14 protein-coding genes are annotated in these 15,246 nt (G+C 50.6%); 7 read left to right on the forward strand and 7 right to left on the reverse strand.

From position 1 onward, the window contains the following. Window positions 1–422 precede the first annotated feature (422 nt). The 3 genes from NDA01_RS22925 (at window position 423) to NDA01_RS22935 (ending at window position 3,892) form a co-directional block, all read left to right on the forward strand. A complete protein-coding gene (locus tag NDA01_RS22925) occupies window positions 423–1,403 on the forward strand; it encodes a fatty acid desaturase family protein (RefSeq protein ID WP_348229788.1) in 981 nt (326 codons plus the stop codon). A 74-nt stretch (window positions 1,404–1,477) separates the two neighbouring features. Next, window positions 1,478–2,788 carry a type III glutamate--ammonia ligase gene (glnT, locus tag NDA01_RS22930; RefSeq protein WP_348229789.1) on the forward strand — a complete coding sequence of 437 codons (1,311 nt, stop codon included), beginning with the start codon at window positions 1,478–1,480 and terminating at the stop codon, window positions 2,786–2,788. A gap of 171 nt (window positions 2,789–2,959) precedes the next feature. Beyond that, window positions 2,960–3,892 carry an alpha/beta hydrolase gene (locus NDA01_RS22935; RefSeq protein WP_348229790.1) on the forward strand — a complete coding sequence of 311 codons (933 nt, stop codon included), beginning with the start codon at window positions 2,960–2,962 and terminating at the stop codon, window positions 3,890–3,892. Window positions 3,893–3,958: 66 nt separating this feature from the next. On the opposite strand, the gene NDA01_RS22940 is transcribed toward NDA01_RS22935, so the two are convergent. From NDA01_RS22940 to NDA01_RS22950, 3 genes are all read right to left on the reverse strand, one after another. Continuing rightward, window positions 3,959–4,795 (reverse strand): SGNH/GDSL hydrolase family protein, encoded by an 837-nt coding sequence (locus NDA01_RS22940; RefSeq protein WP_348229791.1) that lies wholly within the window; start codon window positions 4,793–4,795, stop codon window positions 3,959–3,961. A 431-nt stretch (window positions 4,796–5,226) separates the two neighbouring features. After that, the gene (locus tag NDA01_RS22945) at window positions 5,227–5,751 is read right to left on the reverse strand and encodes an HAD-IIIA family hydrolase (protein WP_348229792.1); all 525 of its coding nucleotides are present in this window, start codon (window positions 5,749–5,751) and stop codon (window positions 5,227–5,229) included. A 305-nt stretch (window positions 5,752–6,056) separates the two neighbouring features. After that, window positions 6,057–6,458, reverse strand: a complete 402-nt coding sequence (locus tag NDA01_RS22950; protein ID WP_348229793.1) for a tetratricopeptide repeat protein — start codon at window positions 6,456–6,458, stop codon at window positions 6,057–6,059. Between the two features lie 174 nt (window positions 6,459–6,632). Between NDA01_RS22950 and NDA01_RS22955 the strand changes: the two genes are divergently transcribed. The 4 genes from NDA01_RS22955 to NDA01_RS22970 all read left to right on the forward strand — a co-directional run bounded on the left by NDA01_RS22955 (window position 6,633) and on the right by NDA01_RS22970 (window position 10,118). After that, on the forward strand, window positions 6,633–7,694 hold the full coding sequence (locus NDA01_RS22955; protein ID WP_348229794.1) for a tRNA dihydrouridine synthase: 1,062 nt from the start codon (window positions 6,633–6,635) through the stop codon (window positions 7,692–7,694). Between the two features lie 60 nt (window positions 7,695–7,754). Next, entirely contained in the window at window positions 7,755–8,621 is an 867-nt protein-coding gene (locus tag NDA01_RS22960; protein ID WP_348229795.1) for a lysophospholipid acyltransferase family protein, read from the forward strand. Between the two features lie 217 nt (window positions 8,622–8,838). Further along, the gene (locus NDA01_RS22965) at window positions 8,839–9,534 is read left to right on the forward strand and encodes a L,D-transpeptidase (RefSeq protein ID WP_348229796.1); all 696 of its coding nucleotides are present in this window, start codon (window positions 8,839–8,841) and stop codon (window positions 9,532–9,534) included. Between the two features lie 257 nt (window positions 9,535–9,791). Continuing rightward, complete coding sequence (locus NDA01_RS22970; RefSeq protein WP_348229797.1) at window positions 9,792–10,118, forward strand: hypothetical protein; 327 nt, start codon at window positions 9,792–9,794, stop codon at window positions 10,116–10,118. Window positions 10,119–10,203: 85 nt separating this feature from the next. On the opposite strand, the gene NDA01_RS22975 is transcribed toward NDA01_RS22970, so the two are convergent. The 4 genes from NDA01_RS22975 to NDA01_RS22990 all read right to left on the reverse strand — a co-directional run bounded on the left by NDA01_RS22975 (window position 10,204) and on the right by NDA01_RS22990 (window position 14,985). Then, window positions 10,204–10,515, reverse strand: coding sequence for a hypothetical protein (locus NDA01_RS22975; protein ID WP_348229798.1), 312 nt, complete (start codon window positions 10,513–10,515; stop codon window positions 10,204–10,206). Window positions 10,516–10,572: 57 nt separating this feature from the next. Continuing rightward, window positions 10,573–11,679 (reverse strand): catalase family protein, encoded by a 1,107-nt coding sequence (locus tag NDA01_RS22980; protein WP_348229799.1) that lies wholly within the window; start codon window positions 11,677–11,679, stop codon window positions 10,573–10,575. Window positions 11,680–11,765: 86 nt separating this feature from the next. Next, window positions 11,766–14,738 carry an ATP-binding protein gene (locus NDA01_RS22985; protein WP_348229800.1) on the reverse strand — a complete coding sequence of 991 codons (2,973 nt, stop codon included), beginning with the start codon at window positions 14,736–14,738 and terminating at the stop codon, window positions 11,766–11,768. A 13-nt stretch (window positions 14,739–14,751) separates the two neighbouring features. Next, window positions 14,752–14,985, reverse strand: a complete 234-nt coding sequence (locus NDA01_RS22990) for a helix-turn-helix domain-containing protein (RefSeq protein WP_190443022.1) — start codon at window positions 14,983–14,985, stop codon at window positions 14,752–14,754. Window positions 14,986–15,246 lie beyond the last annotated feature (261 nt).

The raw sequence follows: 15,246 nt of genomic DNA on the forward strand, positions 1-15,246 counted from the left end.
CATATGAGCCCGGTCTCTGGTTCGGTGCGGAACCGTTGTGGCAACCCGCAATTCGCTCAAGATGCGGTCTTCCTCCTCGCTGAGAATGAGATGAATTGGAGCAGGCATAGAGTTTAGTGAAGCAAGTTAACACACCTCTCTATCTTAGATTTAATTGCAGCTGCCTACTTATGCAGCGCGGGCTTTGAAGCTGAGAATGGCACCGAATTAGAGAATGGCAGCGATCGATCGCCTCTTGTGCAATCTCTGGGTGACGTAGGCAGGATAATAACAACGGTTTGTAGCTATCCCAAGTCGTAGCTTTATCTGGCAAACTCCAGACGGTAGCTTTTAGTACAACGAGCGATGAAGCGTGGGCGGTATACCAATACACGAAGCCTTAATGTGCTTTCCATCGTTTCTGTTGGGTTGGGCGAACAAGTATGTCTACGCTGGATAGGGCTATTTCTGCATCTGTACCGCCGGATGCTTCTGAGCATGCGGAAGCCTGGCACGTAAAACTAAAACCAAGTCCAATTTTGTCAGTACGAGAGTTGCTGGAGTTGAATGAGCGATCGGATCGCCAAGGCTGGCAGCAATTAAGCAGACATCTAACAGTAATGGTGGCTAGCGGTGCTATCTGGGGTTTGAGTTGGGCGCACTGGTGGATAGCAATTCCAGCATTGGTGGTTTACGGTTTTAGTCTGGCATCGATGTTTGCACCTATGCATGAGTGTGCGCATCGGACGGCATTTGTTAGTCACCCGGTGAATGATGCAGTGGCATGGCTAGCCGGGGTGTTGTCGTTTTACAACAGCACATTCTATCGGCGCTATCACAAGTGGCATCATCGCTATACTCAAATCCCCGGAAAAGATCCGGAGTTGGAGGATGTCCCCCCGACTAACTGGATGAACTACCTCTGGCAGATGAGTGGCATTCCCTGGTGGATGGGGAAGGGACGGAGACATATTCAGACTGCGCTCGGACAGTTTGAGGGATGTCCCTATATTTCTGAAACAGCGCGAGGAGAAGTGACGCGATCGATTCGGTGGCAGTTGGCCGTCTATGGCAGCGCGATCGCCCTTTCCATCGCTGTTCAACAACCCTGGTTCTTCATCTACTGGCTGTTGCCACTGGTGGTAGGACAACCAATCTTGCGCTTCGTTTTGCTTGCAGAGCACACAGGTTGCACCCAAGATGGCAACCCTTTGAGTAATACACGCACCACGCTGACAATGTGGCCGATGCGATTGCTGATGTGGAATATGCCGTTCCATGCGGAGCATCATCTCTACGCATCGATCCCCTTTCATGCTTTACCTAAAGCCCACGAAAAGTTGGCAGGGCAGTTCACTGAAGTAAGACCGGGATATGTGGCAGCCAACCGCCACATTGCTGCTCGGTTTAATGAGGCTGCCTGAGTAGTTGAACCAGATGCTAGACGGCGGAGAACTGTCTCGCTCTAGTGCTAACCCTCTTCTTAGGAAAATCCTACATGACTCCAGCTCTATCTGAAATCGCCCGTGAGCGGGGTATCCGCTATTTTTTGATCTCGTTTACCGATCTGTTTGGGACGCAACGAGCGAAGCTGGTGCCGACAGCGGCGATCGATGCAATGGCAACTAGTGGTGCGGGGTTTGCGGGGTTTGCCACTTGGCTGGATATGACGCCTGCTGACCCAGATATGTTCGCCCTGCCTGACACCAGCAGCCTGTTTCAATTACCCTGGAAACCGGATGTAGCCTGGCTGCCCGCAGATCTGGTAACACCCAAAGGGATATCGATTCAGCAAACTCCCCGTCTGGTGCTGAAGCGAGTGCTGCAACAGGCGCAGGATATGGGCTACAGCGTCAAGACAGGAGTAGAGTGCGAGTACTTTTTGTTGTCAGCCGATGGCGAAACGTTATCGGATTTGTGCGATCGCCAGACCAAACCCTGTTATGACCAACAAGCCCTGATGCGGCGGTTTGATGTGATTGCTGAGATTTGCGATGCCATGCTCACTCTAGGGTGGGGAGCTTATCAAAATGATCATGAAGATGCCAATGGGCAGTTTGAGATGAACTGGACCTATGCTGATGCGCTCGTGACTGCTGATCGCCATGCGTTCTTTAAGTACATGGTGAAGGCGATCGCGGAAAAGCATGGACTCCGAGCCACTTTCATGCCCAAACCCTTTGCCCATCTCACCGGGAACGGCTGCCATACACACTTATCCGTTTGGGATGCGGTGGGCACTACCAACCTGTTTCATAATCCCGATGGAGAACTAGGGTTGTCATCCTTGGCCTACCACTTCATCGGTGGGGTTCTCCATGCCGCCCCTGCTCTCTGCGCCTTCACCAACCCCACGATCAATTCCTACAAACGCATCAACGCCCCTGCTACCCTCTCTGGGGCAACTTGGTCACCCAATACAATCAGTTACAGCGGCAACAACCGGACCCACGCCATCCGCATCCCCGAACCTGGACGCTTTGAGCTACGTCTAGCTGATGGAGCTGCCAACCCCTATCTGCTACCCGCCGCCCTCATTGCCGCAGGGTTAGATGGAATGGTGCAAAAACGAGATCCGGGTCCCCGCTATGACAACAACAATTACACTCAGCCCCTACCTCCAGACACGGCGAAATCTCTTCCTGGCAACCTTCTCGATGCCCTACGCCAGCTAGAAAATAACTCGACCTTGCACGAGTCACTAGGAACAGAGTTTGTGCAGTCTTATTTGAAGCTGAAGCATCAAGAATGGCGTGACTACAGCACCCAAATCACTCCTTGGGAGCGAGAAGCTACTCTAGATTGCTAAACTTCGACGGGTGCAGCAAAAGATGAGATGTGAATTATGTCACTTCCATCGTTAATAATTCCAAGGCGTTGAATCCTCCGGAAGAACCAAGCCAGTAAGCTTGAAACGGCTTAGGGTGGATATAGAGTTGCAGTCCTCCCTAGGAGCACCCGAAAAACAAAGACTAGTTCTTTGAGACCAATATTTTTTAACTGTGCTACGGCTGCGCTACTGCCCTCACTCGGAGGCTTGGCGATCGCAATGAGTAAAAACCACGCCTTATTTTTTAACTGGCCTGCTCACTGGACGAGACGACGGTTTGTGCGATTTGGGATCGTGGGGTGCGCTTTACCGATCGCGGTCTCTCAAGTAACGCGTTGTGAAAATCAGAATTTATCAGTTATGGGAACTTCAAAGCAAATCGATTCAGCCGCTACAGGCCAACTACGGTCTCGACCAGAACAGCCTACAGTATTTGGAAAATCTGGGCTGCATCCTCTCCAGTTAAGTGAAAAAAGAGACGGTTTCCTTTATGTGCCTGCTAGCTATCGCGCCGATCGTCCTGCTCCTTTAGTGGTGATGCTACATGGTGCTGGAGGAGATGCTGAGGGAGCGCTGACTATCCTCCAGCAAATCGTTGATTCAGTCGGAGCCATTGTCTTGGCAGTTGACTCGCGGCGGCAAACTTGGGATGTGATTATGGGTCAATATGGGCCAGATATTGCCTTTATTGATCAAGCGTTGACTCAAACCTTTAGCCGTTATGCCATCGACCCTCAGCGAGTCGGAGTAGCTGGATTTTCTGATGGCGCTTCCTATGCTCTCTCTGTAGGCATCATGAATGGGGATCTATTCACCCATGTCCTCGCTTTTTCACCGGGATTTATGGCTCCGATTCGGCAAGCAGGCGATCCACATATCTTCGTCTCTCACGGAACCCAAGATAAAGTTCTCCCAATTGATCGTTGTAGCCGCAAACTGGTGCCGCAATTAAAAGGGGCTGATTACAACGTGCTGTATCAAGAATTTGAGGGACCGCATACAGTGCCAAAGGCGATCGCCCGAGGAGCCTTGGAGTGGTTTATTCAGACCGATCCAACCCAAACAAATCCCAACCAAAGCTAGGCCCTTCCAGATGCAGTAAGGCGATCGATGGAAGGGCTTAGCAGTTGCAAAAAAGTAGTAGAAGTTTTATGGCAGCAATGCTGAGCGGGAGCTGGCTATTCCCTCAGCTTGAATGGCTGAGAAGGCCGCTTCACCCAAAATTCGATGCGCTGCTGTGGTGGGGTGAATGCCATCCCAAAACAAAAACTGATTAGGATTGCCACAAGCATTAGAACCTGCTAAACATCCACTAGTGACATTGGTAAAGCCAAACTTGGTTGGGTTGCTGATGGCTTCTCGGTAAAGCGTGTTGGCATCTAGAGTTGCAATTTGTAAATCAGGATGTTGCTGAGTCAGCACTTTGAGCGATCGCCGTAAGCCTTGATTGTGGGTTTGGCTCAAGGTACTGAGAGTCCCAGCTTGGCCTCCATTCCGGGTAGAAGGAAGCTGCCCCAAGTCTGGTAGATTTGCCACTAAGATCTTTCTCGCTCCCACTTTGTTCAGCGATGCGATCGCCTGAGTAATATTCTGGATCGGGCCATTGGTGTTGCTGACTCCTTGCAAGTAGTCATTTGCCCCTGCCCACAACACATACAGAGCTTTAGAGTCTGCTTTTGGATGGGTTTGGGTAAATGAGTTGACTTGGCTGAGCAGCCCAGGAACTAAACTGCTGCGATCGCTGCTAGTTGTGGCCCCACCATAGGCAAAGTTACTCGTCTGCGCATTAGATAAAGAGAGGCGATCGCCCAGATACTCCACCCAGACTCGACCATTTGAGTAGCGTCCTTGGTAGTACGTGGGACGAGGCGGATACATCCCTCCAGTTGCCCGAAACACAGTGCCTACATCCGAAAGGCTGTCTCCAAACACATAGAGCTGATTAATGGGAGTGGAACCTTGAGTGGATAGTGTCAGTGCAACCATAAAACCCAAAAACGCCAGAATTACTGCTAAAAGTCCTTTTTTTACCACGTTCAAAATCTTCCTATTCAAACCTTCTGCTCAGGAGAGCTAGGTTGGATTACCCAAATTGGAGCCTGTAAGCATCCTGGAATCGCCCTTGACACTTGCTCTACTCTAGCCATTCCGCTAGTAAGTGCGGAGGAGATAAACCGTACTAAATGGAGAGGATTGTTCTACCCTGTAGCACTACAGCTAATACCAATTCCTAAGCGGTGACTTACTAACAGACTTCCGGTCCAATATTCATGCAGAGTCTCAGAGACGTTTACAGGCGGTGCTGCCCCAGTCACCCGTAAAAGGAAGATTGAGGGAGAAATCTACTTGGAACAGGATCTATCTGACAAAGATGGTTCAGTTTAAATCTGGTTCTCTGGCTTAGCTGGCGATCGCGGTTAAATCTTCAAAGCCATCTCAGCTCGATGTCTTGCTATCCAGGCCCAAGCCCATTGAAAAGTTATGCCTGCTCGTTGGGCGGCTTGTTCGTCTTCGGGACGATCACCCACATACAAGCAGTTTTCTGGTAAGTGATTGTGTCTAACCATCGCCAACTTCAGCATGCCAGGGCTAGGTTTGCGATACTGACGGAACCATTTCGTTATGCTGTGGTTGTGGACATTGTGACGAGTCACGCGGAAGCACTTTCTGCCTTCAAAGTCAGGACAGAAGTAGATTTCTTTCAGTTGAGGAATGAGTTGCAGGGTATATTGCTGCTCTTGGATGCATTGCTTGATAGATTTGTGCCCAGCCGCAACACCGCCTTGGTTGGTGATGCCTACGATAATCCAATCTGCGGGATAGCTCTGGATCGCTAGCTCTGCCCCAGCAATGATTTGTTGGTCTTGGGGGTGCTGCAAATATAGCTGTCCCTCTAAGGGTTCGCGGATGGTGCCGTCGAGGTCGAGAAGAAGAAGGCTCATAATAAGAAAACTGCGATCGCCGAAACACTTAGACCAACCGCAAGCTCAATTGCTGTCAGCCCTACTTTCCATACTGATAATTTGCTCAGCCCAATTCATCAGCCCTAAGGAGAGATCGTGCTTGGTAGCTAAGCCTACAGGCTCTATTGCCACCTGAATAAATGTTGATCGCTCAGGGTGGAGTTTGGGCTAACTAATCAGGCTTGGCAGATTGCTCAATATAGCGATCGCCCAATTGTTAATTCTGAGTAACCTGTGGAGTAACCTATGCCTAGCCTAATTTGGCTGACAGTTCTACAAGTGGCTTAGGCAAAGGGGGTCAATTTTTTCTTCAGCCAAATGTCGGCTCTGGCATGGAGATAGCAAGGATCAGGATGTAAGGTAATGGCTTGATCATAGGCAGCGAGGGCCGAACCATACGCTCCCATCTCTACCAACAACAGACCTCGGTTGAACCAGGCTTGGTGATATAGCGGATTTAGGAACGTGGCTTTGTCGTAGCAAGCTAGAGCTTCTGCTTGTCGCCGTAGGGCACTGTAAGCATTACCTTGGTAGTTCCAAGTTTGGCAGTTATTCGGCTCTAGGCTTAAAGCCACATCAAACGCTGCGATCGCCGCTGGGTATTGCTCAGCCGCACAAAGATCGCAGCCTTGCGCTTGCCACTGTACCGCAGAGTTAATCTTTAGTTCTGCTTCTGCTGAAGTCATGCGATCGCCCACTCAGTTCAATCCGTTCTCCTCCATTATGCCGAATATGCAGAACGGCAGCGCCAATCAACCAGATCGGTCCAGATCGGTGCAGATCGATTCCTGATAGGATGGTTCAGGTGATCCAGTCTTGGGACAATCTCCACCCCTTCGGCCTTGCAAGCGAACCTGTAAATGCCACTCTCTCAGATCCTGCCGTTGTCAACTTGTCCGGGACTTAGCTTAACAGCCCTAGCTCCCATGCAGGATGTGACAGATTTACACTTTATGAGCGTGCTGGCTCACTACGGCTGTCCCGATTACTTTTTTACCGAGTACTTTCGCGTCCATCCTAGTTCCACGCTCAATAAAAAGATCCTGCGATCGATTACAGAAAACACGACGGGTCGCCCAGTCTTCGCGCAGCTGATTGGGGAGAGCATTCCTGACTTAGTACGCATAGCCCGCGAGTTAAGCCACTATCCGGTTGCAGGCATCGACCTTAACTTGGGTTGTCCAGCTCCCAGAGTTTATCGCAAGAACGTTGGTGGCGGGTTGTTGCGTGACCCAGAACAGGTGAAACAGATTCTGAGCGAGTTACGGGAAGCTGTGGCAGGACGGCTGACTGTCAAAATGCGGATTGGCTTCGACAACACAGACCACTTCGATCGCCTCCTCGACCTGATCAATTTATGCGACATCAACTTATTGAGCCTACATGGTCGTACGGTGAAGGAGAAGTATCATAGCGCCGTGCACTACGACCTGATTGCCCACGCCGTCCAACAGGTCAGGTGTCCAGTGCTAGCCAACGGTAATGTGACCTCCGCCACCTCTGCCCTATCTGTTTTAGAGATGACAGGAGCCGCAGGAGTGATGATTGGTCGGGCTGCTATTCGTAACCCCTGGATTTTTCAGCAAATCCGCCAAGCCTTAAACGGTCAGCCTGTTTCTGGTGTTCCTCTCAGTGCTGTTCACGATTACATTGAGCGCTTGCGCCAAACCCAAACCGCGTCAATGGTGCCAGAGCGGGCGCGGGTCAGCCACATGAAGATGTATCTCAACTTTATTGCTCAAAGTGTCGATGTTGCGGGAGCGTTTTTAAGGGAGATGCGCCAAGCTCGGACGGAAACAGAACTCTTGGCAGTCTGCGATCGCCATTTATTAAGCAACCCAGAGACAGAATTCGCTTTGGAGCCATATCCGGGGCTGGTCGCTCGTCCCACTTGTGAAACTCCCCAAGATTGCTGTGCTTGATACTTTGACTTTTGATACTTTATCTACTGATCTCAACATCATATGAATTTCTGGCAACAGATGACTTCATGGCTCGGTAGCGATGTTCGCGATCGCCAGGGTTTTCATCGCTTTGATGGTTGGTCTTTAAAAGATCGTGATCCTGAAGCGATCAAAGCTTGGATGCCCGTCTGGGAATGGTTTTACCGTTACTATTTTCGGGTGGAAACCGAAGGGTGGCAGCACATGCCAGCTAGCGGCAAGGTGTTAATTGTCGGCTCCCATAATGGAGGCTTGGCATCGCCTGATACCTCAATGGTCATGCTCGATTGGTTTCGGCGATTTGGCACTGAGCGTCCCGCTTATGCCCTGATGCATCCGACCGCTTGGCAAACTCCTATCTTTGCGGTTCCAGGGGCACAGGTGGGAGCGATTCAAGCTCATCCAAAAATGGCGATCGCGGCCTTGCAAGCCGATGCGGCTCTACTGGTCTATCCGGGAGGTGCCCAAGATATGTTTCGTCCCTACAGCTTGCGCCATCGCATTCACCTGGCAGGACACCGAGGATTCATTAAGCTGGCCTTGCGAGAGTCAGCGCCGATTGTGCCTGTGGTTTCTCATGGGGCGCATGAAACGCTGATGGTTTTAGGCGACTTTTATGAACAGATGCAGCAATTTCATCAGTGGGGATTTCCTTGGCGACTGGATGGCAACACTGGGGTATTTCCTATCTACTTGGGGCTGCCTTGGGGAGTGGGAATCGGTCCGTTGCCTAACTTCCCTCTGCCAGTGCCAATTCAAACCCGTGTCTGTGCGCCAGTCGTCTTTGAGCGTTATGGACGAGCCGCTGCCTGCGATCGCGCTTATGTGGATGCCTGCTACGAACAAGTACGAGCCCACATGCAAAGCGAATTGGATGATTTAGTTGCGCGCCAAAATCGGCCATAATTTAACCTGTTTTACCCCAGGGTGTAACGTAGGAAATTAGAACAACTCACTAAAAAACATCGTTGGTTAGCGCTTCCTGAATCAGAGGTCAGAAATGTCAATGTCTACTGTGAGATCAGGACTATCTCAACTATTGAGCCAAGTATCTAGCAGAAAGAGCAAAAACAGGCAACTCAAGACCTCTAAAGCCTTCTTTAAAAGTCTGGTGCTCGTACCAGTGGTACTCTTTGCTTGCACTGCCCCCAGAGCGGATCAACCTCAGCGTCCAGAGACAAGCACTGCTGTAGCGACAAAACAACCTGTTGAGTTGGTTGGGTCTTCAATCGCCAGTCACAAACAGAAAGCAACCTATTCTCTCCTAATTCACCGCAGCGATAAGCGCCTGGAAGTACTCAACAGTCAGGGCGATCGCCTGTATGAAGCCCCGATCGGGATCGGGCAGGGTGGCCTGAAGGAGAAACAGGACATGACTGACCTAGTAACCCCGACTGGTGAGATGACAATAGACCTAATTCTCTACAAAAAATCTGCTTACAACCAAATCGCGAGCCAGAATGTACAGCGTTTCGCTCAAAATCCGCAATTTCGTCCCCTGGTGAGTCAACCGCAAGGTTTGGTTCAGCTATTCCAGAACATGAGTCGGCTTGACTTTGATGGCAATGGTAGCCCAGACAAAGCCTATGGCGACGGGTATATCGGACTCACCTCAGAAACCACAATTACAGGCCCTAAGATGAGCACGTTTGCCTCAACGCCTTACTGGTTCTCGATCGCGCTGCATGGCACTCCTAATCCCAAGAATATTGGTCAAGCAAATTCTGGTGGTTGCGTGCATTTGGCACCCGATACCTTGAAACAGTTGATTGAGCAAAAATGGGTCCAGCTCGGCACTCCCGTTAAAATTGTGGATTAAGCTACGGTGCTAAATCCGCAATTGTAGGAGCGATGAGAAGCGCATCAAGGGGTTGAAAGTGAGTCACCTTACGATTGCTTGAGCTGGGCCATGCTTCAAGCTGCTTCACAAGAAGACTGCACGCTACTGAGCTGTACGCCACTGAGCCATATATCTCAGAGATCGTCAGTAACAAGCTGTTAACCTACCTCCCGATATAGGCACTGCCATGTGAACACCCATAACATTGAGCTTCAGTGGTATTTCAGGTAAGGCACATGTCATCTCAATTGAGCAGTAAGCCAGAAGAACTTGAGGCCAAGCAAAGTACATTGTTTGATCGCACCTTTCGAGACAGTGAAGGCAAGATCGTGATTGCGCAAATGCCCAATCTCCCCCTCCTGGTTGGGTTGACAGCAACTGTTCTGCAATCCGTGCTTCCTAGTGGCAAAATCCAGACCGCATTCGATTTAGTCGCGTTTGGTGCTTTGTTTACTTGGGCCTGGCAGGAGCTGTTTGAGGGAGTTAACTACTTTCGTCGAGCGCTTGGCTTGATTGTATTGTTGAGTATGCTGACGCTGGGACTTAACCTCGGTAGAGTGTGAATCCTGCCAGGAAGCTCACGCCGTGAGAAGTCTCGTTATGTGTTGAGTCATTTTGGCGAAAAGCTGTATATCCAGTTGGCCTCTGTTACAGCGCATCAATCCGATGCAGTGACTCCATCAACTCCTCAATCTCCTCATCACTAGAGCATTGCTGCACCTGAGATTTGAACCACTCTAACTCTTCTGGTTCTGTGTTTGGCCCTTGGTACACTAGCAGTGTGCCTGCCACTCGTGCCAAGGTGAGGGGCTCATGAGGCACGTGATTCAGCAGGGCATTAGCGTCTTCATATAACTGTTCTGCTGCCACCTCATTCAGCGGTTTCCCCATCTGTGACGCAATTTCCTGCAAGCTTTGCTGAATCGATCGCTGAAGATCTGGGGGGAAAGAATAGTTCATGGTCTCTGGGTAAAGGATTTAAATGCTTTAGGGTTCATCCTCTGTCTCTCTATCCTTCTAATCAGGCATTTCCTCAATGCTGCGTGGTTCACCCTTCGGCTGCTGATTCATCTCATGACGGTATCGGCTGGAGGCTTCGTACACCTGCCTCCGGACTCGCTGGATTGAACCAAGTGGTCGATGCTCTGCAATGCAGTGCCAGGCGTTGAATGATAGCACTTCATCCACATAAACACGCCGCGCGGGGCTAAACGCCTCCTGCACCGGAATTGTGAGCTTGGCGATCGCCTGATAGGGACTTTCCTGCTCTGACCACTGAATCGAGGCATCTTCGATCGGCATCGTCTCCAAATTGGTGCAAAGCTGAGCACGCAGTTCATACTCGGCAGGTTGCTGACGAAAGAAATCGACAATCAGATCGCGCAAAACTGAAGAATCACTGGTTTCGACCGTTTTACCTATAAGTGGCTGAAGACTATCTGAGATGGGAACAGCGCTAATTTTGGCAATATAGTCTCCATAGCGCAAGGCAGCAGTCGTGTAGTAAGTTTCTCCCAGAATGTGGGTTTCTGGCACAGTGATCCCCAACGCAGTCGGGTAGAGGTCTATTCCTACCTTTTTGGTGACGGCATTCACAGTGCGTAGGGCGGTGGTCAGAAGTTGTTGCGCCTCCTCAGGGGCTCGGACCACAACCTTTTCCTGAAGTAATTGCTCATTGAGGTAGCGAGCGACATTTCCCGATGGAAAAACCAGGCGGTTGATCATCAAAAAATCTTGGGTCAGTGCGTCTGGTTCAGAGCTAAATAACTTAGAACCTTCTACGCCAATCACCTTAATGGCCATACCCCGAAACGCAGACATGCCATCGGGCATGATGTCACCGGGAGAGGTCGAGAAGCGAATCATCACAGGATAGGTTCGCGGTTCACGGAACAAGCCCTGCGCTAGCGGTGTAGGCAGGTTGTCATATATCGTTAGTTCCCCTTTGAGCCCACCGTGTCCTTTGGCATGGGCACCGCGCATAGCGTGCCGATGTTTGTCAAACACCTTTTGCCCCATGCGGCTAACCGAGTCTAAGGTTTCGTGAATGAGCTTGTCTTCGTCGGGTTGTTTGACTTCTACATCGTCCGAGTAGCGAACGTATTGTTCTCTGGGGCTGGGCATTAAGGTTCCTGGTCAGGTTGAGGGGATTATTCTAGACAGTCGTAGTTTAACAATCTGAAATGGAGTCTGCCTTCAAACAGATTGAATCAAGTAGATTGAATCAAGCTAGAAATTACTTCAATCAATTTTTTGGGTTCGATTGGTTTGGAGACATGCTGTTGAAACCCAGCTTGTAGCGCTTGTTGCTGGTTGAAGTCTCCAGCGTAAGCAGTCAGGGCGATCGCTGCAACTTGTCCACCCTGCTCTGGCCGCAACGCTCTCACCTGTTGCATCAGCATGTAGCCATTCATATCTGGCATCCCGATGTCACTCAGCAGCACATTTGGTTTGGAATGAATGAGCCTAGTCAAGGCTTCAGCAGCAGTCGTTGCGATCAGCACAGTGGCTCCAGCTTCTTTCAACACAAAGGCCACGAATTCTCGTGAATCCGGTTCATCATCCACCACCAAAACCTGAACCCCATGCAAATCGTAGTCAGATTCTGGTGACTGACGGTTCTGAGTGGCGATCGCCTGTGTGGGCATCAGTGGAAGTCTGACGGTAAAGGTAGCACCCATGCCAACCCCTGGGCTTTCGACTCCGACCGTGCCTCCGTGTAGTTCGACCAAGTGCCGCACGATCGCTAACCCTAATCCCAGGCCGCCAAACTTTCGTGTTGTAGTGGCATCAGCCTGCCGAAAGCTGTCAAACACATAGGGCAGGAAGTCAGGGACAATCCCTTGTCCAGTATCACTGAGCGTAATGTAAGCGTATGAGTCTAAGCGCTCTAGCCGAATCCTGACTTGCCCTCCGTTTGGCGTGAACTTTACCGCATTGGAGAGCAGATTCCAAACCACTTGCTGCAACCGAGTAGAATCTCCAGAAACCAATCCCACATCTGGTTCAAGGCTGCTCTCAATTTGGATTGACTTCGCTTCTGCCGCTAGCCGTACCGTTTCCATCGCCGCTCTAATGATGAAGGTCAGATTAATCGAGCTAACTTCAAGGTTGAGCTTGCCTTGGAGAATCCGGGAAACATCGAGCAAATCTTCAATCAATTCCGATTGCAGTTGGGCATTGCGTTCGATGGTCTTCAATGCTTGCTGGGTTCTGGCTGCGTCTAGCTTGCCGTTCTGCAAGAGCCTTGACCAACCCAAAATTGGGTTAAGAGGCGATCGCAATTCATGGGAGAGTACTGCCAAAAACTCATCTTTGAGCCGATTCGCGCGATCGGCTTCGACTCGGGCAGCTTGCTCACGGGTCAGGAGGTGTTCGCGTTCTGCCTCAATATGTTTTTGCTCAGTGATATTGAGTACAGTGCCAACAAAGCGTTGTGGCTGGTCGGTAGCGTCAAAGTAAACTTGTCCTTTTGCCGTAATCCACCGTTCAATGCCATCTTGAATTCCGATCGTGCGATATTCTACGCTATACTTGCCGCCGCTGGCTGGGTTCAAAACTTGTTGCACTACTTGTTCTAGTCGTTCGCGATCATCAGGGTGTAGACCTGCAAAAAAGCTCTCAATGCTGCTCTCCGCTTCTGGGGGTAAGCCAAACATGGCTTTGCAACCTTCATCCCAAATCAGTTGATTGGTGATCAAATCCCAGTCCCAGGTCCCTAACTGGGCAGATTCGATCGCCATGCGGAAGCGGTTTTCACTGTCGCGCAAGGCTGCTTCGGTGCGGGCCCGATCGACTGCTGCCCAAGTCCGCTCAGCAACTTCTTCTACTAAAGCCACTTCGTCTGGTGTCCAGTCTCGCGGTCCAGCCATGTGGACTGCTAGTACCGCTACAAATTCGTCACCCTTGACCAGCGGTATGCCGATGTAGGCTCCAATCTGGATCGCAGCGTAAGCTGACCGTTGGGCTGGGGATAGGTTGGGATCGGTTGCCACATTGGGCATGGACACCGTACGACCCGCACGGAACGCCGCAAGCAGCTTGGGTCCAAATGAATCAATGGGATAGCCGCCAGCGATCGCGTCGGCACCGTTGACGTAGTCACGCTCAACCACGTAATCAGCACCACAAACCTCGAAGTAGGCTACGCGGTTCGCACCGAGATATTCACCCAGCACTCGGCTAGCTGTAGCCTGAATCTCCACTGGGTCAGCAAGTGGGCGTAGGGTATCGGTCAGAGCAACCCGGAAGGCATCAAACTCGGCAGCACGCCGTGAAACTTCCTCTGCTCGTTTGCGTTCACTGATGTCATTGAACAGAACTGCCACTTTGCGTTCGTGCGGCTCACCAACCCGGAAGGCGTAAATATCAAAAAAACGTCCCAGCGCCTCAGCAGAGTTCTCAAAGCGTACCGCTACACCTGTTAGTGCAATTTTGCCGTAAATCTCCAACCAGTATGCGTCATGCTCTGGGACTAATTCGCGCATTGTTTTGCCAATCGCATCCACCAGTCCCGTGTGTTTCTCAAACAGCGGGTTAGCTTCCAGGAAGCGGTAATCGTCTGCTTTTCCGGTTTCATCAAACAAAACTTCGATTAGGCAAAAGCCTTCGTCGATCGACTCAAACAGCGATCGATACTTTGCTTCCGATTCGCGCAAGGCTTTTTCCGCCTGCTGGCGTTCGTCTTCAGCGCGCACGCGATCGCTAATGTCTCGCGAGATGCACAACAGCCTTTCAACTTGTCCATTTGCTCCCCGAATAGGGCTAATCTTGTTATCCCACCACTTAGGCTCGCCGCTCAGCGTTGGACGAAATCCTTGAAAGGTGCAAACTTTACCCGCTCTAGCCTTCACGATCGCCTGGATTGCCACAGCCTGAGTCGATCCTTGCCAGAACTCAGTCCAGGATGTGTTCAGAAACGGCGTAATGTCCTGGATGCTAAGCAGCGCTTGCCCTCGCGGACTCATGAACAGAATTCGCCCCTCTAAATCCAATACCTTGATGCAGTCATCGCTACTTTCAAGAATCTGCTGATCAAAATCCTGACTTTGGCCTCGTGCCATTGTTGGCTCTACCTGTTCAGCTTCAGCGCTGCCCTGAGCGGTGTTTTGAGTGATGTTTTGAGTGATGTTTTGAGATAAATACTTGTCAGAAGCGACAGAGCGACGAAGGCTATCAGTCATACAGTCTCCATCCTTACTCTGAAAAATATTTGGCGAGCAAATCTTTGCCAGTTTCACCCATCTGATGCAGCAATTGTTCAATCTGCTTCAACGCGATGGGTAAGGGCTTGGTTCGCCCATTTTCCCAGCGATTGACGCTCTGAAATGAAACTCCTAGCTTCGCGGCAAACTTGACTTGGGAGAGTGCTAGCCGTTGTCGCGTTTCTCGCACGAGATCCGCTAGCTCCGATGCAGCGATCGCAGGCATAAGGCACAAACCATAAAACAGCATTCACTAGCTATACCACGTGGTATAGAAAGCCTTCTCCCTCAGAAGACACAGGAAATACGTTGCTATCTCGTCTAAGGAATACTCATTACAGGAATAAAGTCGAGATCGTTCTTATTTTTGTAACTGTTGGCATTACTGCTTGCCGAGGAATTCCACAGTAATGAAGTAAAGGATGCGGAGGCCCTTTGGTAGAGAGCGAAGCAATTTGGGTTTACTGGTGATCAGATTAGCGCCTGA

The sequence above is a fragment of the Trichocoleus desertorum AS-A10 genome (assembly GCF_039962155.1).
In the GTDB taxonomy this organism is placed as follows: domain Bacteria; phylum Cyanobacteriota; class Cyanobacteriia; order FACHB-46; family FACHB-46; genus Trichocoleus.

Bases quoted from the DNA above. Each gene is read 5' to 3' on its own strand.
- NDA01_RS22925 (WP_348229788.1), top strand. From the start codon at position 423: ATGTCTACGCTGGATAGGGCTATTTCTGCATCTGTACCGCCGGATGCT.
- glnT (WP_348229789.1), top strand. From the start codon at position 1,478: ATGACTCCAGCTCTATCTGAAATCGCCCGTGAGCGGGGTATCCGCTAT.
- NDA01_RS22940 (WP_348229791.1), bottom strand. From the start codon at position 4,795: ATGGTTGCACTGACACTATCCACTCAAGGTTCCACTCCCATTAATCAG.
- NDA01_RS22945 (WP_348229792.1), bottom strand. From the start codon at position 5,751: ATGAGCCTTCTTCTTCTCGACCTCGACGGCACCATCCGCGAACCCTTA.
- NDA01_RS22950 (WP_348229793.1), bottom strand. From the start codon at position 6,458: ATGACTTCAGCAGAAGCAGAACTAAAGATTAACTCTGCGGTACAGTGG.
- NDA01_RS22955 (WP_348229794.1), top strand. From the start codon at position 6,633: ATGCCACTCTCTCAGATCCTGCCGTTGTCAACTTGTCCGGGACTTAGC.
- NDA01_RS22960 (WP_348229795.1), top strand. From the start codon at position 7,755: ATGACTTCATGGCTCGGTAGCGATGTTCGCGATCGCCAGGGTTTTCAT.
- NDA01_RS22970 (WP_348229797.1), top strand. From the start codon at position 9,792: ATGTCATCTCAATTGAGCAGTAAGCCAGAAGAACTTGAGGCCAAGCAA.
- NDA01_RS22975 (WP_348229798.1), bottom strand. From the start codon at position 10,515: ATGAACTATTCTTTCCCCCCAGATCTTCAGCGATCGATTCAGCAAAGC.
- NDA01_RS22980 (WP_348229799.1), bottom strand. From the start codon at position 11,679: ATGCCCAGCCCCAGAGAACAATACGTTCGCTACTCGGACGATGTAGAA.
- NDA01_RS22985 (WP_348229800.1), bottom strand. From the start codon at position 14,738: ATGACTGATAGCCTTCGTCGCTCTGTCGCTTCTGACAAGTATTTATCT.
- NDA01_RS22990 (WP_190443022.1), bottom strand. From the start codon at position 14,985: ATGCCTGCGATCGCTGCATCGGAGCTAGCGGATCTCGTGCGAGAAACG.